Source organism: Streptomyces sp. NPDC006140 (assembly GCF_040628815.1).
Classification (GTDB): domain Bacteria; phylum Actinomycetota; class Actinomycetes; order Streptomycetales; family Streptomycetaceae; genus Streptomyces.
The window spans coordinates 90,048-116,012 of the sequence record NZ_JBEXTS010000003.1; the positions used below are offsets into that span (position 1 = coordinate 90,048).

General features: G+C 73.4%; 20 protein-coding genes and 1 pseudogene. 17 read left to right on the forward strand and 4 right to left on the reverse strand.

Annotated elements, in window-relative coordinates; translation table 11 throughout:
- Nucleotides 1–48: 48 nt before the first annotated feature.
- Nucleotides 49–1,089 carry an Rv2578c family radical SAM protein gene (locus tag ABZ386_RS09865; protein WP_358964501.1) on the reverse strand — a complete coding sequence of 347 codons (1,041 nt, stop codon included), beginning with the start codon at nucleotides 1,087–1,089 and terminating at the stop codon, nucleotides 49–51.
- A 170-nt stretch (nucleotides 1,090–1,259) separates the two neighbouring features.
- Between ABZ386_RS09865 and ABZ386_RS09870 the strand changes: the two genes are divergently transcribed.
- The 11 genes from ABZ386_RS09870 to ABZ386_RS09920 all read left to right on the forward strand — a co-directional run bounded on the left by ABZ386_RS09870 (nucleotide 1,260) and on the right by ABZ386_RS09920 (nucleotide 16,582).
- Nucleotides 1,260–1,703, forward strand: coding sequence for an SRPBCC family protein (locus ABZ386_RS09870; protein ID WP_351343198.1), 444 nt, complete (start codon nucleotides 1,260–1,262; stop codon nucleotides 1,701–1,703).
- A 156-nt stretch (nucleotides 1,704–1,859) separates the two neighbouring features.
- Nucleotides 1,860–4,250, forward strand: coding sequence for an MFS transporter (locus tag ABZ386_RS09875; RefSeq protein WP_358964503.1), 2,391 nt, complete (start codon nucleotides 1,860–1,862; stop codon nucleotides 4,248–4,250).
- A 144-nt stretch (nucleotides 4,251–4,394) separates the two neighbouring features.
- Nucleotides 4,395–6,836: a SpoIIE family protein phosphatase gene (locus tag ABZ386_RS09880; RefSeq protein ID WP_358964504.1), complete on the forward strand. Its 2,442-nt coding sequence runs from the start codon at nucleotides 4,395–4,397 to the stop codon at nucleotides 6,834–6,836.
- Nucleotides 6,837–6,960: 124 nt separating this feature from the next.
- Nucleotides 6,961–7,686 (forward strand): class I SAM-dependent methyltransferase, encoded by a 726-nt coding sequence (locus tag ABZ386_RS09885; protein ID WP_358964506.1) that lies wholly within the window; start codon nucleotides 6,961–6,963, stop codon nucleotides 7,684–7,686.
- A gap of 129 nt (nucleotides 7,687–7,815) precedes the next feature.
- Entirely contained in the window at nucleotides 7,816–8,910 is a 1,095-nt protein-coding gene (locus ABZ386_RS09890) for an SGNH/GDSL hydrolase family protein (RefSeq protein WP_358964508.1), read from the forward strand.
- Between the two features lie 74 nt (nucleotides 8,911–8,984).
- The gene (locus tag ABZ386_RS09895) at nucleotides 8,985–9,818 is read left to right on the forward strand and encodes a M55 family metallopeptidase (protein ID WP_355718627.1); all 834 of its coding nucleotides are present in this window, start codon (nucleotides 8,985–8,987) and stop codon (nucleotides 9,816–9,818) included.
- Complete coding sequence (locus ABZ386_RS09900; protein ID WP_351343186.1) at nucleotides 9,811–11,124, forward strand: M20/M25/M40 family metallo-hydrolase; 1,314 nt, start codon at nucleotides 9,811–9,813, stop codon at nucleotides 11,122–11,124. Before ABZ386_RS09895 ends, ABZ386_RS09900 begins: the two co-directional genes overlap by 8 nt.
- A gap of 4 nt (nucleotides 11,125–11,128) precedes the next feature.
- Nucleotides 11,129–13,093 carry a prolyl oligopeptidase family serine peptidase gene (locus ABZ386_RS09905; RefSeq protein ID WP_351343184.1) on the forward strand — a complete coding sequence of 655 codons (1,965 nt, stop codon included), beginning with the start codon at nucleotides 11,129–11,131 and terminating at the stop codon, nucleotides 13,091–13,093.
- A gap of 34 nt (nucleotides 13,094–13,127) precedes the next feature.
- Nucleotides 13,128–14,060 (forward strand): LD-carboxypeptidase, encoded by a 933-nt coding sequence (locus ABZ386_RS09910; protein WP_358964509.1) that lies wholly within the window; start codon nucleotides 13,128–13,130, stop codon nucleotides 14,058–14,060.
- Between the two features lie 145 nt (nucleotides 14,061–14,205).
- Complete coding sequence (locus ABZ386_RS09915) at nucleotides 14,206–15,984, forward strand: CocE/NonD family hydrolase (protein ID WP_351343180.1); 1,779 nt, start codon at nucleotides 14,206–14,208, stop codon at nucleotides 15,982–15,984.
- 37 nt (nucleotides 15,985–16,021) lie between these two features.
- Nucleotides 16,022–16,582: a GNAT family N-acetyltransferase gene (locus ABZ386_RS09920; protein ID WP_351343178.1), complete on the forward strand. Its 561-nt coding sequence runs from the start codon at nucleotides 16,022–16,024 to the stop codon at nucleotides 16,580–16,582.
- An 18-nt stretch (nucleotides 16,583–16,600) separates the two neighbouring features.
- Here ABZ386_RS09920 and ABZ386_RS09925 read toward each other — a convergent pair whose 3' ends face one another.
- The gene (locus tag ABZ386_RS09925; protein WP_356615854.1) at nucleotides 16,601–16,948 is read right to left on the reverse strand and encodes a VOC family protein; all 348 of its coding nucleotides are present in this window, start codon (nucleotides 16,946–16,948) and stop codon (nucleotides 16,601–16,603) included.
- 48 nt (nucleotides 16,949–16,996) lie between these two features.
- Here ABZ386_RS09925 and ABZ386_RS09930 point away from each other — a divergent pair, with 48 nt between their 5' ends.
- Nucleotides 16,997–17,467 carry a phage holin family protein gene (locus ABZ386_RS09930; protein ID WP_356615852.1) on the forward strand — a complete coding sequence of 157 codons (471 nt, stop codon included), beginning with the start codon at nucleotides 16,997–16,999 and terminating at the stop codon, nucleotides 17,465–17,467.
- Nucleotides 17,468–17,473: 6 nt separating this feature from the next.
- Nucleotides 17,474–18,496, forward strand: a complete 1,023-nt coding sequence (locus tag ABZ386_RS09935) for an SDR family oxidoreductase (protein WP_351343173.1) — start codon at nucleotides 17,474–17,476, stop codon at nucleotides 18,494–18,496.
- 71 nt (nucleotides 18,497–18,567) lie between these two features.
- Here ABZ386_RS09935 and ABZ386_RS09940 read toward each other — a convergent pair.
- Together ABZ386_RS09940 and ABZ386_RS09945 are read right to left on the reverse strand one after the other, a co-directional pair.
- Nucleotides 18,568–19,691 (reverse strand): annotated as a pseudogene (locus ABZ386_RS09940) (enolase C-terminal domain-like protein).
- A gap of 16 nt (nucleotides 19,692–19,707) precedes the next feature.
- Nucleotides 19,708–20,670 carry an LLM class F420-dependent oxidoreductase gene (locus ABZ386_RS09945; RefSeq protein ID WP_351343171.1) on the reverse strand — a complete coding sequence of 321 codons (963 nt, stop codon included), beginning with the start codon at nucleotides 20,668–20,670 and terminating at the stop codon, nucleotides 19,708–19,710.
- Nucleotides 20,671–20,841: 171 nt separating this feature from the next.
- Here ABZ386_RS09945 and ABZ386_RS09950 point away from each other — a divergent pair, with 171 nt between their 5' ends.
- The 4 genes from ABZ386_RS09950 to ABZ386_RS09965 all read left to right on the forward strand — a co-directional run bounded on the left by ABZ386_RS09950 (nucleotide 20,842) and on the right by ABZ386_RS09965 (nucleotide 25,960).
- Nucleotides 20,842–22,725: an FAD-dependent oxidoreductase gene (locus ABZ386_RS09950; RefSeq protein WP_355721437.1), complete on the forward strand. Its 1,884-nt coding sequence runs from the start codon at nucleotides 20,842–20,844 to the stop codon at nucleotides 22,723–22,725.
- Nucleotides 22,722–24,569: a transketolase gene (locus ABZ386_RS09955; protein ID WP_356673209.1), complete on the forward strand. Its 1,848-nt coding sequence runs from the start codon at nucleotides 22,722–22,724 to the stop codon at nucleotides 24,567–24,569. Before ABZ386_RS09950 ends, ABZ386_RS09955 begins: the two co-directional genes overlap by 4 nt.
- Nucleotides 24,566–25,495, forward strand: coding sequence for a non-homologous end-joining DNA ligase (ligD, locus tag ABZ386_RS09960; protein ID WP_355721431.1), 930 nt, complete (start codon nucleotides 24,566–24,568; stop codon nucleotides 25,493–25,495). The genes ABZ386_RS09955 and ligD overlap by 4 nt, the downstream gene beginning before the upstream one ends.
- 93 nt (nucleotides 25,496–25,588) lie before the next feature.
- On the forward strand, nucleotides 25,589–25,960 hold the full coding sequence (locus ABZ386_RS09965; protein WP_356503367.1) for a gas vesicle protein: 372 nt from the start codon (nucleotides 25,589–25,591) through the stop codon (nucleotides 25,958–25,960).
- The last annotated feature ends 5 nt before the right edge of the window (nucleotides 25,961–25,965 follow it).

The following is a 25,965-nucleotide window of genomic DNA, read 5'->3' on the forward strand; positions in this document are numbered from 1 at the left end:
CCGTCAAATTGATGACCCAATTGGATCTTCGGATGCGCTCGTATGCTCCTAAATGAGCGAGAGTTGGGTCGGTCCGGACACCGGCGGCTCCTTTGCCGGCTCGGGTGGCCGGGTCCGCCGCGGCATCCCCGCGCGCGTGGGCCCGATGCCGTACTCCTCGGCCAGTTCGTGCACCTGACGGGTGATCCGGCGCTGGTACCACTTCGGGGCGTAGGAGCCCTCCGCGTACAGCCGCTCGTAGCGCGGCACCAGGTGCGGGTGGTGCTGTCCCAGCCAGGTCATGAACCACTCGCGGGCGCCGGGCCGCAGGTGCAGTACCAGAGGCGTGACGGACGTGGCGCCCGAGGCCGCGATCGCCCGTACGGTGGCGCGCAGTTGGGCCGGCTCGTCGCTCAGGAACGGGATCACCGGCGCCATCAGCACACCGCAGCCGATGCCGTGCTCGCCGAAGGTCCGCACGACCTCGAGGCGCCGCTCCGGCGCGGGCGTGCCCGGCTCGACGGTGCGCCACAGCTCCTGGTCGGTGAAGCCGACCGAGACGGAGATGCCCACGTCGGTCACCTCGGCGGCCTGCCGGATCAGGTCCAGGTCGCGCAGGATCAGCGTGCCCTTGGTCAGGATCGAGAAGGGGTTCGCGTGGTCGCGCAGGGCCGAGACGATGCCCGGCATCAGGCGGTAGCGGCCCTCGGCGCGCTGGTAGCAGTCGACGTTCGTGCCCATCGCGATGTGCTCGCCCTGCCAGCGGTGCGAGCCGAGCTGCCGGCGCAGCAGCTCCGGCGCGTTGATCTTGACGACGATCTGGCTGTCGAAGCCGAGCCCCGTGTCGAGGTCGAGGTAGCTGTGCGTCTTGCGCGCGAAGCAGTACACGCACGCGTGCGTGCAGCCCCGGTAGGGGTTGACCGTCCACTGGAACGACATCCGGGAGACCGCCGGCACCCGGTTGATGATCGAACGGGCCCGGATCTCGTGGAATGTGATCCCGGCGAACTCCGGGGTGTCGAAGGTCCGGGTCGTCACCGCGTCCGCGCCGAACAGCGCGGCATCGGCCCGGCTGTGTTCGGAGTCCACTGTGAGGTTCTCCCAGCGCATGACGCCTCCTCGGTAGCACTGCCCACAGAATAGAACACATGTTCCCTTGATCGTGCGAGGGTGTTTTCCGAACGTGTTCGACCGGGTTGGGCCACCCCGATTTGGGCGGCCGGGCGGCGGGGTGGTTGGCTTGCCCCGACCCCCGAGCAACCATGTCCTGGAGGAAAGCGATGGCGCAGGTCGAAGCCACTACGGAGCGGATCGTCGCGGCGGACGCGGAGACGGTGTTCGACGCCCTCGCCGACTACAGCGGCACGCGCGCGAAGCTGCTGCCCGAGCAGTTCAGCGAGTACGAGGTCCGGGAGGGCGGCGACGGCGAGGGCACCCTCGTCCACTGGCGGCTCCAGGCCACCAGCAAGCGCGTGCGCGACTGCCTCCTGGAGGTCACCGAGCCCACTGACGGCGAGCTGGTCGAGAAGGACCGCAACTCCTCCATGGTCACCACCTGGCGGGTCACCCCGGCCGGGGAGGGCAAGTCCCGCGTCGTCGTGACCACCACCTGGACCGGCGCCGGCGGCATCGGCGGCTTCTTCGAGAAGACGTTCGCGCCCAAGGGGCTCGGCCGGATCTACGACGCGGTGCTCGCCAGGCTCGCCACCGAGGTCGAGAAGTAGCCGCTCCCAAGGCCCGGACCCCGGGGGGCCGTTGGGCCCCTCACCGGTTCGGGTGATCTCCGTACGGCTCGCTCCTGTGCCGTAACTCGTCGCGCTTGCTCGTAGTTGTCGCTTTTACGCGGGAATTGTGCGGCAGCGCGACGAGGGGAGCGGTAGGTGGGCGGTATCACTCTGGCGCAGGACGAACCGGCGGTAGCACCTCCCGACGCCCCCGCACCACCACCGACGGCGGACGCCCGACTGAGCCCGTGGCGGGTGCGGTTGGTCTTCCTCGCGCTGCTGCCGGCCCTGCTCCTGGCCGCCCTGGAGCAGATGATCGTCGCCACCGCGCTCCCGGAGATCGTCGGCGAGCTGCACGGTGCGGACCGGATGTCCTGGGCCATCACGGCCTACCTGCTCACCGCCACCGTCGGACTGCCCGTCTACGGCAAGCTCGGCGATCTCCTCGGCCGCAAGGGTGTCTTCCAGTTCGCCCTGGTCGTCTTCGTCGCCGGCTCCGCGCTCGCGGGCCGGGCGCAGACCATGGACCAGCTGATCGCGTTCCGCGCCCTGCAGGGCGCCGGCGCGGGCGGCCTCATGATCGGCGTGCAGACGATCACCGCCGACATCGCGCCGCCCCGGCAGCGCGGCCGCTACCTGGGCGTGATCGGCGCCGCCTTCGGCCTCGCCTCCGTGGCCGGCCCCCTGCTCGGCGGCTACTTCGCGGACCACCTCTCCTGGCGCTGGTGCTTCTACGTCAACGTGCCCTTCGGCCTGGTCACCCTCGCCGTCGTCGCCCTCGCGCTGAAACTCCCGAAACCGGCCGCCAGGGCCCGGCCGGACATCCTCGGCGCGCTGCTGCTGACCGCCGCCTCCACCTGCCTGGTCCTGCTGACCACCTGGGGCGGCACGGAGCACGCCTGGGACTCGCGCGTGATCCTCGGCCTCGGCGCCGGAGCGGCCGCGGCGACCGTCCTCTTCCTCGTCGTCGAGCGCTTCGCCGCCGAGCCCCTCATGCCGCTGCGGCTGTTCCGGGACTCCGTCTTCACCGTCACCGGCCTCGTCGGCCTGGTGATCGGCGTCGCGCTCTTCGGCGCCGCCGGCTACCTGCCGACCTACCTGCAGATGGTCGACGGGGTCTCCGCCACCGAGTCGGGCCTGCTCATGCTGCCGATGACGGCCGGCATCGTCGGCGCCTCGGTCATCGCCGGACAGCTCATCAGCCACACCGGCCGCTACAAGGCCTACCCGATCCTCGGCTGCGCCCTCTCCGTGGCCGGCATGTGGCTACTCTCCCGCCTGGAGGCCGGCACTCCCCGGCTGCACTTCGGCATCTGGACGGCCGTCCTCGGCGCCGGCATCGGCATGGTGATGCCGGTGCTGATCCTCGCCGTGCAGAACTCCGTGCGCCCGGCCGACCTGTCCACCGCCTCCAGCGCCAACAACTACTTCCGGCAGATCGGCGGCAGCGTCGGAGCCGCCGTCTGCGGCACGCTCCTCGCGCAACGGCTCACCGACGCCCTGGCCGACCGCCCGCCCACGCGCGCGGGGACCCGGCTGCCCGACCCGGAGTCCCTCACCCCGCAGCTGGTGCACTCCCTGCCCCCGGCCCTGCGCGACGACTACGTCCGGGCCTACGCCGACACCATGCCGCGGATCTTCCTCTACCTGGTGCCGGTGCTCGTCCTCGGACTCGTCATCGCCTTCTTCCTCAAGGAGAAACCCCTGGTGTCCCACAACGCCTCCGTCACCGACCCGGACACGGCACCGGGGAACGCCCCGATCCCGCAGGCGCGCGGCGCGTACACCGCCGGCGTGCCCGTCTGCGGCTCGGTGCAGCACCACGACGGGACCGTCGTGCCCCGCGCGGCGCTCACGCTCATCGACGTCACCGGCCGGCAGACCGGGCGCGGCGCGAGCGGCGAGGACGGACGCTACGCGCTGGCCACCCCGGGCCCGGGCTCGTACGTGCTGATCGCCGCGGCCGGCGGCCACCAGCCGCAGGCGGTCTCCGTCACCGTCGGCGAACGCCCCGTCGAACTCGACATCGTGCTCGGCGGCGCCGGGAACCTCGTCGGCAGCGTGGTCACCGCCGATGGCACGCCCGTGCGGGACGCCACCGTCACCCTCACCAACGCGCACGGCGAGGTCGTCGCCACCACCCGCAGCGGCCGCGAGGGCGGTTACGTCATCACCGAGCTGGTGGCCGGCGAGTACACCCTCGCCGCCAGCGCGCCCGCCTTCCGCCCGGCCGCGCTCCCCGTCACCGTCCAGGCCGCCCGCGAGACCCGCCGGGACATCGAGCTGGCCGGCGGCGCCGTGCTGCGCGGCACCGTCCGGGCGGGCGGCGGACGGCCGGTGGAGGACGCGCGGGTGACCCTGCTGGACGTGGGCGGCAACGTCATCGACACGCTCACCACCGGCGCCGACGGCACCTTCCGCTTCGTCGACCTGGCTTCCGGGGAGTACACCGTCATCGCCGCCGGCTACCCGCCCGTCGCCACCGTCCTCCAGGTGGCCGGCGGCGGACGCACCGAGCGGGATCTGCAACTGGGGCACGAGGACTGAACGGCGCGGGCGCGCGGGGTCGTACGCCGGTGCGCACCCCGCGCGAGCAATTCCCGCGTTGACTCACCTCACCCCCGGCGGGAGCCGTACGGTGGTGACGCCGGCACAGATCTTGCGGATCCGTGGGGAGAGAGGGCCTGGGCCATGGACCGTGGCACCGAGACGGACACCACCCCCAGCCCCGGGGCTGGGCGCGGCGCGGCGACGGAAGCCGGCGAGCCCGGCCGGGTCCCGCTGGCCGTGGTCGTCGTCGACCGCGAGGGCCTCGTGTCCCACTGGAGCCGGGGCGCACGGCGCCTGTTCGGCGTCCCCAAGGAAGAGGCGATCGGCCGCCCGGCCCTCGACCTGCTGCCCGTCTCCGGCGCCCTGGCCGAGGGGCAGGACCCCGCCCCGTACGCCGACGACGACGGCCTCGGGCCCGACCTCGAATCCTCCCTGGACGGCGGGCTGTCCTACCCCGCGGCGGGCCGCGCCCGCCTCGCCGCGCCCGGCCGGGAGCGGGCCGACGTCCTGTGGTGGGCCTATCCGCTGGTCGGTCCCGGACCCGAGCGGCTGCTCGTGCTCGCCGCCGACGCGGACGGGCTGCGGCCCGGCGACGGGACCTTCGAGCGGATCGCGCCCGGCTTCGCCCTGCACACCGACTTCCCCGGCGCGGAGGACCTCGCCCGCCGGCTCCCGGAGATCATGCCCAGCATGAGCGTCGGCGAGAGCGCCCGCATCGTCGCGCAGGTCCTCGAACTCGGCTACCCCGTCCTGGAGTTCAGCCAGAACGACCGGGTGCCCGTCACCCCCGACTGGGGCGTGGCCCGGCGCGCCGAACGCAGGGCGCGCCGCGAGCGGGCCGCGCGGGCCCGGGCCGCAGGTGAGCCCGTACCGGAGGAACTGCGCGATGAGGCCGAGGATCTGGAGTACGCCGCCGTCCGCGAGCGCCTGGAGTTCCTCAACGAGGTCAGCGGGCGCATCGGCACCTCCCTCGACCTGTCCCGCACGATCATCGAGGTCAGCAGGGCGGTCGTGCCGCGCTTCACCGATGTCGCCGGCACCTATCTGCGCGAACAGGTCGTCGCGGGCGAGGGCTTCCCCGACGGCGTGCCCGACACGACGACCCTGTGGCACCGGGTCGCCGTCGAGCACACCGACGAACCGGGCCGCTGGGACGACGTCGTGCCGGTCGGCGAGGCCATGCCGTTCCCGGCGCACACGCCGTTCTTCCAGTGCATGACCAGCGGCGAACCCGTGCTCGTGCCGCGCATCAGCGAGGAGATGGGGCACGCCATCGCCGCGCAGTTCGAGAAGCGCGACATCCGGCCGCTCATCACGGGCCGCTCCATGCTCGTCGTCCCGCTGAAGGCGCGCAACGTCGTCCTCGGCTTCATGATCCTGCTGCGCCACCCGGAGCGGCCCGTCTTCAACGACATGGACCGCGTCACCGGCGCCGAACTCGCCGCCCGCGCGGGCCTGGTGCTCGACAACGCGCGCATGTACACGTTCCAGGAGAACGTCGCCGAGACGCTCCAGGACAGCATGCTGCCGCACATCCCGCCCCGCATGCCGGGCTGCGACATCGCCACCCGCTACCTGCCGGGCACCCTGCTCGGACGGGTCGGCGGCGACTGGTTCGACGCGGTGAAGCTGCACGGCGGGCGCACCGCGCTCGTCGTCGGCGACGTCATGGGCCACGGCCTGAACTCGGCCGCCATGATGGGCCAGTTGCGCACGGCCGTGCAGACCATGGCCGGGCTCGACCTGCCGCCCGCCCAGCTGCTGCGCAACCTCGACGACCTCGCCCAGCGCCTCGGCGACACCTACCTCGCGACCTGCCTGTACGCCGTCTACGACCCGATCGCGAGCGAACTCCACCTCGCCAACGCCGGGCACATCCCGCCCGTCCTGGTCCGGGCCGAGGACGGCCGCAGCGAACTGCTGGACCTGCCCACGGGCGCGCCCATCGGTGTCGGGGGAGTGCCCTTCGAGGCGGTCCGGGTGCGCGTCGAGCCCGGCGACCGGCTGGTGATGTGCACCGACGGGCTGGTGGAGGTGCGCGGCGAGGACATCGGCGTGGGCCTGGCGACCCTCTGCGAGTCGGCCGCTCATCCGGCCGCGTCCATGGACGAGGCCTGCGACACGATCATCCGCGCCCTCAACACGCGGGGCGGCCGCAAGGACGACGTGGCCCTGCTGATGGCCCGCCTCAACGGCATCGAGCCGGACGACGTGGCCGAATGGCGCCTGGCCCTCGACCCGGCCGAGGTGGGCCGGGCCCGCGCCGCGGTCCGCGAGCAACTGCACGACTGGGGCCTGGCGAAGCTGGTCGCGTCCGCCGAGCTGATGGTCGGCGAACTCGTCACCAACGCCGTACGGCACTCCCACGCCCGCCCCGTCGAACTGCGCCTGGTCCGCGGCGACACGCTGCTGTGCGAGGTGCACGACGACGACCACGAACTGCCGACGCTGATCGACGCGGGCCCGCTCGACGACGCCGGACGCGGCCTGCGCGTGGTGAGCACCCTGTCCCGCGAGTGGGGGACCAGCCGGACCAACGCCGGCAAGACGGTGTGGTTCGAGCTGACCCTGCCGCGCCGCTGAGCACCGCCGCGTCGAACGCGAGGTGAAGGAACGCGCCGCGTCCTTGTGGCCGCGACCGGGGCGCGGTACACCGTACTCGCCCGTCACTCATGGCGGGAACCGTTCGCACCCTGGGGAGTCGGACATGAGCGTGACGAGTCGGTACCGGGAGTCCTGGGAGGGGTTCTGGCGTGAGGCGTCCGACGAACCCGGGGCGGTGATCTGGGACGCCGAACCGGCCCTGACCGCCGGTCCGCACCTCGCCCTGTTCGAACCGCACCTGGCCGATCCCGCCCTGCCGCTGGTGGACCTCGGCTGCGGCAACGGCACCCAGACCCGTTTCCTCGCCGACCGCTTCCCGCGGGTCCTGGGCGCCGATCTGTCCGCCGCGGCCCTCGACCACGCCCGGCGGGCCGACCCGGCGGGGCAGGTGACCTACCGGCAGCTGGACGCCGCCGAGAAGAGCGAGACCCAGGCCCTGCACGCGGAACTCGGCGACGCCAACGTCTATGTGCGGGGCGTCCTGCACCAGTGCGAGCCGGACGACCGGCAGGCGCTCGTGGACGGCATCGCCACGCTGGTCGGCGACCGTGGCCGCGCCCTCCTCGTGGAACTCTCGGGGGACGCCAAGCCGGTGCTGATGGCCCTGGCGAGCGGCCCGGCCGGTCCGCCGCCCAAGCTCGCGCCCGTGTTCCGGCACGGCATCGCGCCCGGCGAGGTCTCGGACGACGCCGTCCCCGAGTACCTGCGCGCCGCGGGGCTCACCGTCCTCGCGAGCGGCGAACTCCCCCTGAGCACCACGGAGTACCGCCCCGACGGCACCCGCGTCGAGCTGCCCTCGCGGTGGGTGGTGGCGGGGCGCACGGGCTGACCGAGGCGCTCCTGCCCCGCCGCTTCGGCCGGCTCCGGCACGGACCCTGGTGACCTTGGTTTTTGTCGGTGTACGGTCACTGGTGAGCCGTCCTGTCCGTGTACCTGCCTCGCCGTCCGGAGGACAGTCATGCCGTTGCCCTGGGTCCGGATGCTCGTCGCGTCGGCGGCGTCGCTGCTGCTGCTCGGCACGTCGGCCGTCGCCACCGCCGCGCCCGACCGGGACGGAGTGCGGGCGAGCGTGCACACCGCCGGGCGGGTCCAGGACGCCGGGGACGTCCTCCGGTACAGCTGGCCCGGCGTGTACTTCGAGGGCCGGGTCCGGGGGACCGGCGTCGGAATCGTCCTCGACGACCCGGCCGCCGACTACGACGTCCAGGTCGACGGAACCACCGTCGCGACCCTCGTCACGCCGGGCCGGACGACCCACTGGGTCAGGGGACTGCGCGACGGCGTGCACACCGTCCGGCTCGTCAAGCGCAACGACACGCCCTGGAGCACCAGCGCGTTCGGCGGGTTCGTCGCCGCGCCGGGCGGCGCCGTGCTGAGCAGGCCGGCCGCGCGGAGCCGCCAGATCGAGTTCGTCGGCGACTCCCTCACCGCGGGCTACGGCAACCTCTCGGCGTCCCGCGACTGCGACGGCGAACAGCTCAAGCGCACCACCAACGCGGACGTGAGCTACGGCGCCCTCACCGCCCGGCGGCTGAAGGCCGACTACCAGCTCAACGCCTACTCGGGCCTGGGCATGGTGCGCAACTACAACGGCGGCTCCCCGGAGGTGAACTACCGCACCTTCTACGACCGCGCGCTGCTGAACGTGCCGGGCGACGTCTGGCAGAACCCGGGCACCTGGCGGCCGCAGCTCGTCGTGGTGTACCTCGGCACCAACGACTTCTCGACGCCCGTCAACCCCGGGGAGCCGTGGACGGACGAGAGCCTCGCCGCCGCCTACCGCAGCGCCTACCGCGGCTTCCTGGAGAAACTGCGCACGCGCTACGGCCCCGGGACCGCCCTGCTGGCCGTCGGCACCGGCCCGTTCGCCGGACACGTCGAGCAGGTCGTCCGGGACCGCACCGCCGCCGGCGACCGCCGGGTCCGCCACTGGTCCCTCGACGCCACCGGCCTGGACAACACCGGCTGCCACTGGCACTACTCGGCCCGCGACCACCGGCTCCTCGCCGACCGGCTCACCGCGTTCATCAGCGACCTGCCGATACGGTGGTGACCACCTCGTAGCCGGTTCCGCCCGCAGCGCGTAACGTGACGAACCATGAAGATCTGCACCCGGGACGGCTCGTCATGAGAATCCTCATCAGCGCGGACATGGAGGGCGCCACCGGAGTCACCTGGCCGGACGACGTGCTGCCGGGCGCCTCGCAGTGGGAGCGCTGCCGCTCGCTGTTCACCTCCGACGTCAACGCCGCCTTGCTCGGCTTCCACGACGGCGGCGCCGACGAGGTGGTCATCAACGAGGCGCACTCGACGATGCGCAACCTGCTGCTGGAGCAGCTGGACGACCGGGCCCAGCTGCTCACCGGGCGGCACAAGGCGCTGTCCATGGTGGAGGGCGTGCAGTACGGCGACGTCGACGGCGTCGCGTTCGTCGGCTACCACGCGGGCGCCGGCATGGAGGGCGTCCTCGCCCACACCTACCTGGCCAACTCCATCACGGGCGTGTGGCTGAACGACGTACGGGCCAGCGAGGGGCTGCTCAACGCGCAGGTCGCGGCCGAGTTCGGGGTGCCGGTCGTGCTGGTCACCGGCGACGACGTGGCCTGCGAGGACGCGCTCGGGTACGCGCCCGGGGCGCTGAAGGTCGCCGTCAAGGACCACGTGTCCCGGTACGCGGCCGTGTGCCGCCCGCCCGCGCGCACCGCGGCCGACATCCGGGCCGCCGCCAAGGAGGCCGCCGCGCTGGCGGTGCGTCACGAGCCCGTGCGCGGCGGGCCGTTCACCGTCGCCGTGGAGTTCGACGCGGAGCACCTGGCGATGGCCGCCACGGTCGTACCGGGTGTGGACCGGATCGCCGAGCGGAAGGTGGCGTACACGAGCGGGACCATGTACGAGGGCATCCGCGCCTTCAAGGCGGTCACCACGATCGTCGCGGCCGCGGTGGAGGAGCAGTATGGCTGAGCGGGTGGACGGGCAGGCGCTGGAGGAGGTCGTGACGTTCACGTCCGACCTCGTCCGGATCGACACCACCAACCGGGGCGGCGGCGACTGCCGGGAGCGGCCCGCCGCCGAGTACGCCGCCGCGCGGCTCGCCGAGGCCGGTATCGAGCCGACGCTCCTGGAACGCACGAAGGGCCGCACCAACGTCGTCGCCCGCGTCGAGGGCACCGACCCCACGGCCGGCGCGCTGCTCCTCCACGGCCATCTGGACGTCGTACCGGCCGAGGCCGCCGACTGGAGCGTGCACCCGTTCTCCGGGGAGGTCCGCGACGGGATCCTCTGGGGGCGGGGCGCCGTCGACATGAAGGACATGGACGCGATGATCCTGGCCGTGGTGCGCTCCTGGGCCCGCCGGGGCGTGCGGCCCCGGCGGGACATCGTCATCGCGTTCACCGCCGACGAAGAGGCCAGCGCCGAGGACGGCTCCGGATTCCTCGCCGACGAGCACCCCGGGCTGTTCGAGGGCTGCACCGAGGGCGTCAGCGAGTCGGGCGGCTTCACGTTCCACGACGGGGCCGGGCGGCAGATCTACCCGATCGCGGCCGGTGAACGCGGCACCGCCTGGCTGAAGCTCACCGCGCGGGGACGCGCCGGGCACGGCTCCAAGGTGAACCGGGACAACGCGGTGACGCGCCTCGCGGGGGCGATCGCGCGGATCGGGGCGCACGAGTGGCCGCTGCGGCTGACCCCGACCGTACGCGCCGCCCTCACCGAACTCGCGGCCGTGTACGGCATCGAGACCGACCTGACCGACGTGGACGCGCTGCTGGACAAGCTCGGCCCGGCCGCGCACCTCGTCGAGCCGACTCTCCGCAACAGCGCCAACCCGACCATGCTGGACGCCGGTTACAAGATCAACGTCATTCCCGGGGAGGCCGTGGCGTACGTCGACGGACGGTATCTGCCCGGCGCCGAGGAGGAGTTCCGCGGCACCCTCGACCGGCTCACCGGGCCGGACGTGGAGTGGGAGTTCCACCACCGGGAGGTCGCCCTCCAGGCGCCGGTGGACTCGCCGACGTTCGCCCGGATGCGGGCCGCCGTCGAGGAGTTCGCGCCGGAGGGCCACGTCGTGCCGTTCTGCATGTCCGGCGGCACCGACGCCAAGCAGTTCTCCCGCCTCGGCATCACCGGCTACGGCTTCACCCCGCTGAAGCTGCCGGAGGGCTACGACTACGGCGCCATGTACCACGGGGTCGACGAGCGGGTACCCGTCGAGGCACTGCACTTCGGGGTCCGGGTGCTCGACCGGTTCCTGCGGACCGCCTGAACGAGTGGGGGAGACGGTGCGGACGCTGGCGTACGGGGCGTGGCCCTCGCCCATCGACGCGGCCCTGGCCGCCGCGCACGACGGGCACCCGGAGTACGTGGGCTTCGTCGGCGACGAGGTGTGGTGGACCGAGCCGCGCCCCGCCGAGGGCGGCCGGCGCACCCTGGTGCGGCGGCACGCCGACGGCCGGGAGGAGCCGGTGCTGCCCGCCCCGTGGAACGTGCGCAGCCGGGTCATCGAGTACGGCGGACACCCGTGGGCCGCCCTGGCCGGCGAGGACGGACCGCTGCTCGTCTTCGTGAACTTCGCCGACCAGCGGCTCTACCGCTGCGAGCCGGGCGGCGAGCCGCGTCCCCTCACGCCGGTGTCCCCGGTGGGCGCGGGCCTGCGCTGGGCGGAGCCGCTGCTCCGGCCGGAGCGGGGCGAGGTGTGGTGCGTGCTGGAGGAGTTCACCGGCGACGGGCCCACCGACGTGCGCCGCGTCCTGGCGGCCGTACCGCTGGACGGATCCGCCGCCCAGGACCGGGGCGCCGTGCGCGAACTCACCGACGACCGGCACCGGTTCCTGACCGGCCCGAGGCTCTCGCCCGACGGGCGGCAGGCGGCCTGGCTCGCCTGGGACCATCCCCGCATGCCCTGGGACGGCACCGAACTGGTCCTCGCCGACATCGGCCCCGACGGCACCCCGCTCGAGCCCCGGACCGTCGCCGGCGGCCCCGGGGAGTCCATCCCGCAGGCCGACTGGACCCACGACGGCCGCCTGCTGCACGTGAGCGACCGCACCGGCTGGTGGAACCTCTACCTCGACGGGGAGCCGCTGTGCCCCCGCGAGGAGGAGTTCGGCGGCCCGCTGTGGAAGCTGGGGTCGCGCTGGTTCACGCCGCTGGAGAGCGGGCTGATCGCCGTCGTGCACGGCCGCGGCGCCACCGCCCTCGGCATCCTGGACCCCGAGACGGGCGAGGTCGTCGACGCGGCCGGGCCCTGGACCGAGTTCGCCCCCACCCTCGCGGCCCACGGAGAGCGGGTCGTCGCCGTCGGGGCCAGCCCGCGCAGCGCCCACGAGGTCGTGGAGCTGGACACGCGCACCGGCCACGCCCGCGTCATCGGCGCCGAGCACGACGACGCCGTGGACCCCGCGTTCTACCCCGAGCCGCAGATCCGCACCTTCACCGGCCCGGACGGGCGGGACATCCACGCCCACATCTACCCGCCGCACCACCCCGCCTGCGTCGCGCCCGGCGACGAGCTGCCGCCGTACGTCATCTGGGCGCACGGCGGCCCCACCGGCCGCGCGGGGCTCGTGCTGGACCTGGAGATCGCCTACTTCACCTCGCGCGGCATCGGCGTCGCCGAGGTCGACTACGGCGGCTCCACCGGATACGGCCGTGAGTACCGCGACCGGCTGCGCGAGCAGTGGGGCGTGGTCGACGTCGAGGACTGCGCCGCCGTCGCCCTGGCCCTCGCCGAGGAGGGCACCGCCGACCGGCACCGGCTCGCCGTCCGCGGCGGCAGCGCGGGCGGCTGGACCGCGGCGGCCTCGCTCACCACGACCGACGTCTACGCCTGCGGCACCATCAAGTACCCGATCCTGGACCTCACCGGCTGGGGCACCGGGGAGACCCACGACTTCGAGTCCCAGTACCTGGAGAGCCTGATCGGGCCGCTCGCCGAGGTGCCCGCTCGGTACGCGGAGCGCTCGCCCGCCACCCACGCCGACCGCCTGCGCGTGCCGTTCCTGCTGCTCCAGGGCCTGGACGACGTGATCTGCCCGCCCGTCCAGTGCGAGCGGTTCCTGGCCCGTCTCGAAGGCCGCGAGGTGCCGCACGCCTACCTGGCCTTCGAGGGGGAGGGACACGGCTTCCGCAGGGCGGAGACCATGGTGCGCGCCCTGGAGGCCGAACTCTCCCTGTACGCCCAGGTGTTCCGCCTGAACCCGCTCGGCATCCCGACCCTGCGACTCACCAAGTGAATCCGCTCGGCATCCCCACCCTGGAGCCCGTCTCGTGAACCCGCTCGTCCGGCCGCCCCGGCTCGCACCCGGTGCCCGCGTGGCCGTCGTCGCCCCCAGCGGGCCCGTGCCCGAGGAGCGGCTCCAGGCCGGGCTCGACATCCTGCGCGGCTGGGACCTCGACCCCGTGGCCGCACCCCATGTGCTCGGCCGGCACGGCGAGTTGGGCTATCTGGCCGGTACGGACGAGCAGCGGGCCGCCGACCTGCAGAACGCCTGGTGCGACCCGTCCGTCGCCGCGGTGCTGTGCGCCCGGGGCGGGTACGGGGCGCAGCGCACGGTCGACCTGCTCGACTGGGCGGCGATGCGGGCGGCGGGCCCGAAGGTGCTCGCCGGGTTCAGCGACATCACCGTCCTGCACCAGGCGTTCGCCAACCGCCTCGGCCTGGTCACCCTGTACGGGCCCGCGGCGGCCGGTGTCGACTTCCTCAAGAACGCCCGCGCCCAGGAGCACCTGCGGGCCACCCTCTTCGAGCCGGAGTCCGTGCGGACCATCGCCGCCGCGCCCCCGGGCGGTGCCGCACTGGTGCCCGGCCGGGCCCGGGGCGTCACCCTGGGCGGCTGCCTGAGCCTGCTCGCGAGCGACCTCGGCACCCCGCACGCCCACGCCGGCGCCCGCGGCGGGCTGCTGCTGATGGAGGACGTCGGCGAGAGCCCGTACCGGCTGGACCGCTATCTGACCCAACTCCTGCGCGGGGGCTGGCTGGAGGGGGTCGCGGGCATCGTGCTCGGGTCGTGGGCGAGGTGCGGTCCGTACGAGGAGGTGCGCACGGTCCTCGCCGACCGGCTGGGCGGGCTCGGGGTCCCGGTCGTGGAGGAGTTCGGGTTCGGGCACGGCGAGGGCGCGCTGACGATGCCCCTCGGGATCGGGGCCGAACTGGACGCGGAGACGGGCACGTTGACGCTCGACGAACCGGCCCTGAGCTGACCGGCCGCTGCTGAAATCCCGTCAAGAAACCCTCGTTTCGGTGATTGACGCGCCCTGACACGTGTCACACCATGACTACCGGCCGGTACCTACTGGTCGGTATCCGGGTTGTCCGGGTGTCGCCGTCCCCACCGTGGAGGTCCGTGTGTCCCGACGCGCGCCCAGATCCCGCGCACTCGCCCTCGCCCTGGGCGCCGCCCTGGCCGCCCCGCTCGCCCTCACCCCGCCCGCCACCGCGGCCGCCTCCTACTCCGTCACCCCGCTGAAGTTCACCGTCCAGGCCGGCGGACGGGCCTGCACGGTCGACGCCGACCTCTACCGCCCCACTGGCGTGGACCGCGACCACCCGGCGCCCGCCGTGCTCGGCACGAACGGCTTCGGCGGCAGCAAGTCGGACGGCTCGACGGACACCATCGGCAAGGCCTTCGCCCAGCGCGGCTACGTCTCCCTCGTCTACTCCGGACTCGGCTTCGGCCGCAGCGGCTGCCTCATCTCCCTCGACGACCCGGACATCGACGGCGCCGCCGCCGCGCAGCTGGTGGACTTCCTCGGCGGCAAACGCGCCGCCGACGACGGCACCACCGCCGACTTCGTCACCCTCGACGCCCCCGGCGACCCACGCGTCGGCATGATCGGCGGCTCCTACGGCGGCGCCGTCCAGCTGGCGACGGCCGCCGTCGACCACCGCCTCGACGCGCTCGTCCCGATGATCACCTGGAACGACCTGGCCTACTCGCTCGACCCCAACAACGCCGTCGGCGGCGCCGGCGTGCCCGGCGTCTTCAAATGGCAGTGGACCAACGGCTTCTACCTCATGGGCGAGGGCCAGCCGCTGCTCCAGCCCAGCCTCGACCCGTCCCGGATCAACTCCCTCACCTGCCTGCACTTCGTCACCCAGGCCTGCCGCACCGTCCACACCCTCAACTCCGGGAGCTACCCCGCCGACCGGACCGCCGAGCTGCTCGCCTTCGCGCACCGCGTCTCCCCGGTGTCGTACCTGCACCGCGTCAAGGCGCCCACCCTGCTGGTCCAGGGGCAGGCCGACACGCTCTTCAACCTCAACGAGGCGACGGCGACCTACCGGACACTCGCGGCGCAGGGCACCCCCGTGAAGATGATCTGGCAGTCCTGGGGGCACAGCGGCGGACTCACCGGCCCGGCCACAGGCGAACTCGACCTGTCCCGGGGCAACCTGGAGACCAGCTACGTCGGCCGGCGCGTCCTCGCCTGGTTCGACCGCCACCTGCGCAAGCGGACCCACGTCGACACCGGACCCGCCTTCGCCTACTACCGCGACTGGATCACCGACCCCGACCGCACCTACGCCACCGCCGACCGCCTCCCCGCCCTCAGCCGCACGCTGTACCTCTCCGGCGACGGCACGCTCGTCGACGACCGCGCCAAGGTGGTCCGCGGCAGCCGCGGGTACGCCAACTGGCCGATCCCCACGAGCCACTCGGAGAACTCGCTGGCCGGCCTCCTCGGCGTGCCGGACTCGCCGCCGCGCGACGCCAAGGGCACCTACCTCGACTGGACCAGCGCACCGCTGGAACGGCCCCTCGACGTCGTGGGCGCTCCCCGGGCCACGCTGAAGGTCCGCTCCCCGGAGGCCGAACGCACCCAGAACTCCGGCGACGCCGCCGACAAGCTCGTCCTCTTCGCCAAGCTCTACGACGTCGCCCCCGACGGCACCCGCACCCTGGTGCGCCGCCTGGTCGCGCCGGTCCGCGTCCCGGACGTGACCAAGAGCCTCACCGTCACCCTGCCCGGCATCGTGCACCGGTACGAGACGGGGCACCGGCTGCGGTTCGTGATCGCGGCGAGCGACGACGCCTACTTCGGCAACCGGGGGATCAAGCCGGTGACCGTGGTCAGCGGACCCCGGGAGACCGGCGTGCTCCGCCTGCCGGTCACCGGGCCCTGACCTGAGGAGACGCCGTCGGGGCGGTTACTGTGGCGGGGTGCCGCACAACGCATCCCGCTACCTCGCCGAAGGCCCCCGGGTGGGCATACGCCACTTCACCTACGAGGACGGTGCCGAGTTCACCGCCCGTGCCCGGGAGAGCAAGGACCTGCACCACCCGTGGCTCTTCCCGCCCGACACCGCACAGGCCTACACCGCCTACGCGAGCCGGCTGATCGAGGACCCGTCCAAGGCCGGCTTCCTCGTCTGCGAGAGGACCGACGGGGCCATCGCCGGGTTCATCAACATCAACAACATCGTCGAGGGCGGCTTCCAGTCCGGAGCGCTGGGCTACGGCGCCTTCGCGCACGCCGCCGGGCGCGGGCTGATGCGCGAAGGGCTGGACCTCGTCGTGCGGTACGCGTTCGGCCCGCTGCGGCTGCACCGGCTGGAGATCAACGTCCAGCCGCTGAACGCCGCGTCGATCGCCCTGGCCCGGGGCTGCGGGTTCCGCCTGGAGGGCTTCTCGCCGAAGATGCTCTTCGTCGACGGGGCCTGGCGCGACCACGAGCGCTGGGCGATCACCACCGAGATGGTCACGGAGCCGGGGCGGCGCTGAACCGGGCCCCGGCCGGGATCACGCCTGACGGTCCACGTACTCGTAGACCGACCCGTCCGGATGGAGGGCGATCAGGTTGCGGCCCGCCGGTGAGGCGATGGGCCCAGCGACGATGTGGGCGCCCAGCTCGGTCAGCACCTTGTGCGTCTCCTCGACGTCCGTCACGGCGATCGTCGCGGCCACCTTGCGCAGCACCTCAAGTTCGGTTGGGGGCCCGCTCATCAGCAGGAAGCAGCCGATCGCCGCCACCTGGACACCGCCCCGTTCGAAGCGCTGGGCTCTGCCGCCCGCCAGCCGCTCGTAGAAGGGAATCGCGGTCTCGAGGTCGTCGACGCAGACGCGCAGTGTGGCACCCAGAATCTCCATGGGGAGGAGCCTAGTTACGCGCGAGGGGGCGAGGGTACCCGGCCGGGCATGAAGCCGCTGGATCACCTGGAGCATCTGGACAAGCACCTGGTCGACGAGCTGGCACAGGTGGCACGCGAGACCGTACGGGACGAGCTGCGCGAACAGACCCGCAAGCAGCGCCGCAAGGCCGCGCTGTACGCCGCGTCCGGTGCCCTCGCCCTGTACGCGGGCGCGGCCCTCGCCCTCGCCGTGGGCCTGGCCCTCGCCCTCGGCCTGCCCGACTGGGCCGCGGCGCTGATCACCGCCGTGATCCTGGGAGTGGCGGCGTTCGTACTGCGCGGCATGGCCCGGCCGTCCCGCCCGGGCGGCGAGCACGCGGCCGGTGGGCGGTTCCCGGGCCGTGCGGGAGCGGACCAGGCGGCCGCCGGAGGCATGCCGTACCCGCCCGTGCCGCCCGCCCCGCCCGCCGGGACCGCCCCGGGCACCGTGCCCCCGCGGCCCACGGACGACCCGGACGTACCCCACCACAGGGCGTGATGCCGGGTGCGCACGACAGGGACATCGCACGGGCACGGCCGGGTGGTCGTGGTGACCGGGGCCAGCGGCGGCGTCGGACGGGCCACGGCCCGGGCCTTCGCCGCGCGCGGCGACAAGGTCGCCCTGCTCGCCCGCGGGCGAAAGGGACTCGCGGCCGCGGCGGACGACGTGCGCCGCGCGGGCGGCGAGGCGCTCGTCATCGGCGTGGACGTCTCCGACGCCGAGGCCGTCGAGGACGCCGCCCAGCAGGTCGTCGACGCGTACGGCCGCATCGACGTCTGGGTCAACAACGCCTTCACCGGGGTGTTCGCGCCGTTCACGGAGGTTGACCCGGACGAGTTCCGCCGCGTGACCGAGGTGACCTACCTCGGCTGTGTGTTCGGCACCCGGGCCGCCCTGCGCCACATGCTGCCGCGTGACCGCGGCACGATCGTGCAGGTCGGCTCCGCGCTCGCCTACCGGGGCATTCCGCTGCAGTCGGCGTACTGCGGCGCCAAGCACGCCATCCAGGGGTTCAACGAGTCGCTGCGCTGCGAGCTGCTGCACGCCCGCAGCGGGGTGCGGACGACGATGGTGCAGCTGCCCGGCCTCAACACCCCGCAGTTCGACTGGGTGCTGAACCGGATGCCGGGCCGGGCCCGGCCCGTCGCGCCCGTGTACCAGCCGGAGGTCGCGGCCCGGGCGGTCGTGCACGCCTCGGCGCACGCGCGGCGCCGGGAGTACTGGGTCGGCGGCTCCACGGCCGCCACGCTCATCGCCAACGCGATCGCCCCCGGGCTGCTGGACCGCTACCTGGCGCGTACGAACTTCGACGCGCAGCAGGACGAGGGCCGGCCCGACGGCCCCGCCAACCTGTGGGCCCCGGCGGACGGACTCCACGGGCAGGACTTCGGGGCGCACGGGCGCTTCGACGACGAGGCCACGGACGACAGCCCGCAGCAGTGGGCGTCACGCAACCGGGGCTGGGTGGGCGCGGCCCTCACTGTGGGAGCCGGAGCCCTGGCGGCGCGCAGGCTGGTCCGCCGCTGACTTCTGCTTGCGCGACCCCTGCTGGTGCTTGCTTGCGGGACCCCTGCTCGCGGCCAGGCGACTGCTCGCGGTCAGGCGACGCGGTACTCCTCCACCTCCTGCGTGCGCAGGGTGAGTCCGTGGCCCACCCCCTGGGTGGGGCGGATCGTGCCGCCGGTGGGGTCCAGGGCACCGTCGAAGAACATGTCCTCGATACGGACGTGGTCGTGGAACCACTCGATGTGGCGGAGGTTCGGGATCGCGGCGCACGCCGCCGCGTGGGCGTGCGGGGCGCAGTGCGCGGAGACCTCCAGGCCGTGGGCCTGGGCCAGGGCGGCGGCGCGCAGGAACTCGGTCAGGCCGCCACAGCGCGTCGCGTCGACCTGGAGGCAGTCGACCGCCCCGGCCGTGATCATCCGGGCGAAGCAGGGCAGGTCGAAGCCGTACTCCCCGGCCGTCACATCGCACACCACCGCGTCCCGGACCAGCCTGAGGCCCGTCAGGTCGTCGGAGGAGACCGGCTCCTCGAACCAGCCCACGCCGTGCTCGGCGAGGACCCGGCCCACCCGCACCGCCTGTTTGCGGGTGTAGGCGCCGTTGGCGTCGACGTACAACTCGGCGTCGTCACCGATGACATGACGGGCGGCCCGCACCCGGTGCAGGTCGCGGGCCACCTCGCGGCCCCATCCCTCGCCGATCTTGATCTTCACGCGCGGGATGCGCTGCCCGTGCACCCAGCCGTTGAGCTGCGCGGCCATGGGGCCCCTCCCACGCCCTTAAGGCAGTGGGGGAGCGTGTCGTGGTACGTCGTGAAACCCCCGCTGCCGTACACCGGCACCTGCTCCTCGCGCACGCCCAGCAGCCGGGCCAGGGGCAGTTCCAGCAGCCGGGCCTTGAGGTCCCACAGGGCGATGTCCAGCGCCGAGATGGCGCAGGCCGCGATGCCCGGGCGGCCGGCGTTGCGCACCGAGCGGCACATCGCGTCGTGCACGGCCGGGATGTCCAGGGCGCTCATGCCCTCCACGAGCGGGGTGAGCTGCCCGGTGATGACGTCGCCGACCGGCGCCGGGCCGTACGTCCAGCCCGTGCCGGTCTCGTCGCCCGCCGCCACCTCGCAGATGACCACGGTCGTGGAGTCCCAGTGCAGGGTGCCGTCCGCCTCGGGGGCGTCGGTCGGCACCGTGTACACGGAGACGACCGGTCGGTGGAGCAGCATCGCGCCTCCCGTCCCGTCAGACGGCCTGCTGGAGCTGGGGCAGCACCTTCGTGCGGTAGAAGTCGAAGAAGCCGCGCAGGTCCGGGCCGATCTGGTTGACGTAGACCCGGTCGAAGCCCGCGTCGGCGAACTGCTTCAGCTCCTGCACGTGCTCGTCCACGTCGTCGCCGCACACCCGGTTCTCGCGCACCATGTCCTCGGTGACCAGCTGCTGCGCCTGTTCGAAGTGCTTGGGGGAGGGCAGCACCTGGCCCAGCTCGCCCGGCAGCTGCTCGTTCGCCCAGAGCCGGTGCACAGTGCGTACGGCCTCCTCCTTGTCCGTGCCGTAGCAGACCTTGGTGCCGCCGCTGACCAGCTTTCCGCCGCCCCCGCCCTTGCGGTACTGCTCGACCATCGTCTCGTCCGGCTGGATCGTGATGTAGCCGTCGCCGACGCGGGAGGCGAGCTGCGTCGCCGCCGGGCCGAAGCCGGAGATGTCGATCGGGATCGGCTCGTCCGGCACGGTGTACAGGCGGGCGTTCTCGACCGTGTAGTGCGGGCCGTGGTGGTTGACCTCCTCGCCGGTGAACAGGCGGCGCATCACCTGGATGGCCTCCTCCAGCATGTCGAGGCGGACGTGGGCCGGCGGCCAGTGGTCGCCCAGGATGTGCTCGTTGAGGGCCTCGCCGGAGCCCACGCCCAGCCGGAAGCGGTTGTCCGTCATCACCGCGCTGGTCGCCGCGGCCTGTGCCACCACCGCCGGGTGCATCCGCACGGTCGGGCAGGTCACCGCCGTCTCGATGGGCAGCGACACCGCCTCGGACAGCGCGCCGATGACCGACCACACGAACGGGCTCTGACCCTGCGCGTCGTTCCACGGGTGGTAGTGGTCCGAGATCCACAGCGCCTGGAAACCGGCCTGCTCGGCCATCCGCGCCTGCTCGATCAGCTCGGCGGGTCCGTACTGCTCGCACGAGAGGAAGTAACCGTACTCGGGCATGGGGAAGTGCCTCCGCGACGTCGGCGGTTCGTAACCCGCACCGAGTACCCGGGCGCCGGGCCGGAAACCGGTGCCGTGCGGGCGGGCGGAGACCGGTGGACGTTTGGGTGCCCTGGCCAGGGGGACGCGGAAGGCTCCCGAGGTACGCGACAGCGCCGGAGGCGAGCGACCGTGAGTCGACCCCGCATCGTGATCGTCGGTGCCGGCTTCGCCGGATACCGCACGGCCCGCACCCTGTCCCGGATGACCCGGGGCCGGGCCCACATCACCCTGCTGAACCCGACCGACTACTTCCTGTATCTGCCCCTGCTGCCCCAGGTCGCCGCCGGTGTGCTGGAGCCGCGCCGGGTCACCGTCTCCCTCTCGGACACGCTGCCGGACGTACGGCTGGTGCTGGGCGAGGCCGACCGGATCGACCTCGACGACCGCACGCTGCACTACACCGGCCCCGAGGGCGAGGGCGGCACGCTCGCCTACGACCGGCTGGTGCTCGCCGCGGGCAGCGTCAACAAGCTGCTGCCCATCCCGGGGGTCGCCGAGCACGCGCACGGCTTCCGCGGGCTGCCCGAGGCCCTGTACCTGCGCGACCACGTGACCCGGCAGGTGGAGCTCGCGGCCGCCGCCGACGATCCCGAGGCGTGCGCCGCGCGCTGCACGTTCGTCGTGGTCGGCGCCGGCTACACCGGCACCGAGGTCGCCGCGCACGGGCAGATGTTCACCGACGCGCAGGTCCGCAAGCACCCGTTGCGGCGGGGCATGCGGCCGCGCTGGATGCTGCTGGACGTGGCGCCGCGGGTGCTGCCCGAGATGGACGAGAAGCTGTCCGCCACCGCCGACCGGGTGCTGCGGGAGCGGGGCGTCGACGTGCGGATGGGGACCTCCGTGAAGGAGGCCACGCACGACGGGGTGGTGCTGACCGACGGCGAGTTCGTCGAGACCCGGACGCTGGTGTGGTGCGTGGGCGTACGCCCCGACCCGCTGGTCGAGTCCCTCGGGCTGCCGATGGAGAAGGGGCGGCTGCTCGTCGACCCCCACCTGCAGGTGCCGGGGCGGCCCGAACTGTTCGCCTGCGGTGACGTGGCCGCGGTGCCGGATCTGGAGAAGCCGGGGAGCTACACGCCGATGACGGCGCAGCACGCCTGGCGGCACGGCAAGGTAGCGGCCGAGAACGTCGCCGCGTCGCTGGGTCTCGGCGGGGCGCGGAAGCCCTACCGCCATCGCGACCTGGGCTTCGTCGTGGACCTGGGCGGTGCGAAGGCCGCCGCCAACCCGCTCGGCGTGCCCCTGTCCGGGGTGCCCGCCGGTGCGGTGACGCGCGGCTACCACCTCGCCGCGATGCCCGGCAACCGCGTCCGGGTCGCCGCCGACTGGCTGCTGGACGCCGTACTGCCGCGCCAGGCCGTGCAGTTGGGGCTCGTGCGGTCCTGGTCCGTGCCGCTGGACACGTCGTCGCCGGAGCTGGCCCGGGTGCCGGGCGGGCCCGGGCGGCGGCAGGAGGTGAGCGCCAGGTCGGGGCCGGGGGCGGCGATCGAGGCCGACACGCACGACGGGGGGACCGGTACGGGTCCCGACCGGGGCCGGGCCGGTGACGAGCCCGCGAAGGGGCAGCCCGGATCCGGCGCGGCGGCGGGTCCGCCGGCCGGGTCCGGGCCCGCTCAGCTGCGTCGCTTCGAGTCCGAGACGGCGAAGGGCCGCCCGGACGACGCAGCGCCCGGCGACCGCCCCGGCTCCGGATCCGCGGTCCTGCGCCGCTCCGAGTCGGAGACGGCGAAGGGCCGCCCCGACGCCGGACCTACCGGGAACCGGCCCGGTGGTGATCCTGCTGAGCCCGTTGAGCCCCTTGAGCCCGCGAAGGGGCAGCCCGGTGGTGAGCCGGCGAAGAACCAGCCGGGTGGTGAGCCCGCGAGGAATCAGCCGGGTGGTGAGCCCGCGAAGAACCAGCCCGAGCCCGCCCCGCCGCCCCCGGGCGACCAGCCGCCCCCGGACACCGGCGCCGCACCCGGCCCCGTCAAACGAACCGACGTCCCGGACGACTCCGCGAAGGGAGACTCATGAACACCGGTGAACTCACCGACCTCGGACAGCAGCTGCGCGTGGACAGCGTCCGCGCTGCCGCCGCCGCGGGCTCCGGGCATCCGACGTCCTCGATGTCCGCCGCCGACCTGATGGCGGTGCTGCTCGCGAACCATTTCCGCTACGACTTCGACCGCCCGGCCCACCCCGGCAACGACCGCTTCGTGCTGTCCAAGGGACACGCCTCGCCGCTGTTGTACGCCGCGTACAAGGCGGCCGGCGCCATCGACGACGACGAACTGCTCACCTTCCGCAAGCTGGGCAGCCGCCTCGAAGGGCACCCCACCCCGCAGCGCCTGCCGTGGGTCGAGACGGCCACCGGCTCGCTCGGACAGGGCCTGCCCGTCGGCGTCGGCATCGCGCTGGCCGGCAAGCGCCTGGACCGCACCGGCTACCGCGTCTGGGTGCTGTGCGGCGACAGCGAGCTGGCCGAGGGATCCGTGTGGGAGGCCGCCGAGCACGCCGGGTACGAGCACCTGGACAACCTCACCGTGATCATCGACGTCAACCGGCTCGGCCAGCGCGGCCCGACCCGGCACGGCCACGACCTGGACGCCTACGCCCGCCGCTTCCAGGCCTTCGACTGGCACACCATCGAGGTCGACGGCCACGACGTGGACGCGATCGACCGGGCCTACGGCGAGGCCGCCTCCACCAAGGGCCAGCCCACCGCCATCCTCGCCCGGACCCTCAAGGGCAAGGGTGTCGAGGGCGTCCAGGACCGCGAGGGCCTGCACGGCAAGCCGCTGCCGGAGGACGAGGACGCGATCGCCGAACTCGGCGGCTCCCGCGACCTCCGCGTCCAGGTGCGGGAACCGGCCGCCGCCCGCATGCTGCACTCCGTCCAGACCGGGGACTTCGAGCTCCCCACCTGGGAGAAGGGCGAGGAGGTCGCCACCCGCAACGCCTTCGGCGAGGCCCTGGCCGCGCTCGGCACCGGCCGCGGCGACATCGTCGCCCTGGACGGCGAGGTCGGCGACTCCACCCGTGCCGAGTTCTTCGCCAAGGAGCATCCCGACCGCTACTTCGAGTGCTACATCGCCGAGCAGCAGCTGGTCGCCTCGGCGGTCGGCCTCGCCGCCCGCGGCTGGGTGCCCTACGCGGCCACCTTCGCGGCCTTCCTGACCCGGGCGTACGACTTCATCCGGATGGCGTCCATCAGCGGCTCCGGCCTCAACCTCGTCGGCTCCCACGCGGGCGTCGCCATCGGCCAGGACGGCCCCAGCCAGATGGGCCTGGAGGACCTGGCGATGATGCGGGCGGTGCACGGCTCGACCGTGCTGTACCCGTGCGACGCCAACCAGACCGCGCGGCTCATCGGCACGATGGCCGGCCTGGAGGGCATCCGCTACCTGCGCACCTCCCGCGGCGAGAGCCCGGTGATCTACGGCCCGGACGAGGAGTTCCCGATCGGCGGCAGCAAGGTGCTGCGCTCCTCCGGCGAGGACCGGCTGACGCTCGTCGCGGCGGGCGTCACCGTGCACGAGGCACTGGCCGCCGCCGACGCCCTGGAGCAGGAGGGCATCCGGGTGCGGGTGATCGACCTGTACTCCGTGAAGCCCGTCGACCGGGCCACCCTGCGCCGGGCCGCCGAGGAGACCGGCTGCCTGGTGACCGTGGAGGACCACCGCCCCGAGGGCGGCCTCGGGGACGCGGTGCTCGACGCCTTCACCGACGGGCGCCCCGTACCGCGTCTGGTGCGGCTCGGCGTCCGGACGATGCCGGGTTCGGCCTCCCCCGACGAGCAGCTGCACGCCGCGGGCATCGACGCCGAGTCCGTCGCGGCGGCCGGACGGCTGCTGGTGGAGGAGGCGGTCGTGCGGTGAGCGGCGGCGACGGCACGCGCAGGGTGCGGGCGGGCCGCCGCACGGTGGAGGTGCACCGGCCGGACAAGGTGCTCTTCCCCGGCGGCGGCGACGCCAAGGAGTACACCAAGGGCGACCTGGTGGACTACCACCGGGCCGTCGCCCCCTTCATGCTGCCCCACCTGCGCGGCCGCCCCCTGATGCTGGAGCGGCACCCGGACGGCATCGACGGGCCCCGGTTCATGCAGAAGAACACCCCGGACCACTACCCGGGGTGGATCCCCCGCGTCGAGCTGGCCAAGGAGGGCGGCACCGTCCGGCACACCGTCTGCGACGACACCGCCACCCTCCTCTACCTGGCCGACCAGGCGAGCATCACCCTGCACCGCTGGCTGTCCCGCGCCGACAGCCCGGACCACCCCGACCGGCTGGTCTTCGACCTCGACCCGGCCGGTGACGACTTCGAGGCCGTGCGCGAGGCCGCCCGGCTGCTCGGGGAGCTGCTCGACGAGCTGGAGCTGCCTTCCGCGCTGATGACCACCGGGTCCCGTGGGCTGCACGCGATCGTCCCGCTGACCGGCCGGTACGACTTCGACGAGGTCCGCGCCTTCGCCCGGGACGTAGCCGACACCCTCGCCGACGCCCACCCCGACCGGCTGACCACCGCCGCCCGCAAGAAGGACCGCGGCGACCGGCTCTACCTCGACATCCAGCGCAACGCCTACGCGCAGACCGCCGTCGCGCCCTTCACCGTCCGGCCCCGGCCGGGCGCCCCCGTGGCCACCCCCATCACCTGGGACCAGCTCGACGACCCGGAGCTGCACGCCCGCCGCTGGACCCTCGCCGACGCCGTCGAGCAGGCTCGGACCAACCCCTGGTCAGGCCTGCTGAACCGGGGCCGGGCGCTGGGGTCGGCCCGGCGCCGGCTGCACGCCCTGCGCGGCTGAACCACCCGCGGGCCGCTCCGGGCGGGTGGCAGATGCATGCGTCCGTAGAGGTTTGGCGAACACTCTTGCGGCCACACGGAGGGGGAGGTGGCCATGTCGAACACAAAAAACACGCAAGAGTCACAGAGTTCACAGAAGTCCCAGGACTCCCAGAATACGCACACTTCGGACCACAAGCAGGCGGCCGACAACCGGCCGAGCCCGATGGAGGTGCTGCGCCAGGCGCGCGGGCAGCTCGCGGAGCTCACCGGCATGGAGGCCGAATCCGTGTCGTCCTTCGAGCAGACGGACGAGGGCTGGTCGCTGGAGGTCGAGGTACTCGAACTCGAGCGCGTGCCCGACACGATGAGCCTGATGGCGAGCTACCAGGTGGAGCTGGACCCCCAGGGTCAGCTCACCGGCTACCGGCGCGTCCGCCGCTATGAACGCGGTCGATCCGACGCGCGCAGGCCCGGCGGCCGCTAGGCCGC

Coding starts and splice junctions, on each gene's coding strand:
- ABZ386_RS09865 (WP_358964501.1), bottom strand. CDS start 1,089: ATGCGCTGGGAGAACCTCACAGTGGACTCCGAACACAGCCGGGCCGAT.
- ABZ386_RS09870 (WP_351343198.1), top strand. CDS start 1,260: ATGGCGCAGGTCGAAGCCACTACGGAGCGGATCGTCGCGGCGGACGCG.
- ABZ386_RS09880 (WP_358964504.1), top strand. CDS start 4,395: ATGGACCGTGGCACCGAGACGGACACCACCCCCAGCCCCGGGGCTGGG.
- ABZ386_RS09885 (WP_358964506.1), top strand. CDS start 6,961: ATGAGCGTGACGAGTCGGTACCGGGAGTCCTGGGAGGGGTTCTGGCGT.
- ABZ386_RS09890 (WP_358964508.1), top strand. CDS start 7,816: ATGCCGTTGCCCTGGGTCCGGATGCTCGTCGCGTCGGCGGCGTCGCTG.
- ABZ386_RS09895 (WP_355718627.1), top strand. CDS start 8,985: ATGAGAATCCTCATCAGCGCGGACATGGAGGGCGCCACCGGAGTCACC.
- ABZ386_RS09900 (WP_351343186.1), top strand. CDS start 9,811: ATGGCTGAGCGGGTGGACGGGCAGGCGCTGGAGGAGGTCGTGACGTTC.
- ABZ386_RS09925 (WP_356615854.1), bottom strand. CDS start 16,948: ATGGAGATTCTGGGTGCCACACTGCGCGTCTGCGTCGACGACCTCGAG.
- ABZ386_RS09930 (WP_356615852.1), top strand. CDS start 16,997: ATGAAGCCGCTGGATCACCTGGAGCATCTGGACAAGCACCTGGTCGAC.
- ABZ386_RS09945 (WP_351343171.1), bottom strand. CDS start 20,670: ATGCCCGAGTACGGTTACTTCCTCTCGTGCGAGCAGTACGGACCCGCC.
- ABZ386_RS09955 (WP_356673209.1), top strand. CDS start 22,722: ATGAACACCGGTGAACTCACCGACCTCGGACAGCAGCTGCGCGTGGAC.
- ABZ386_RS09965 (WP_356503367.1), top strand. CDS start 25,589: ATGTCGAACACAAAAAACACGCAAGAGTCACAGAGTTCACAGAAGTCC.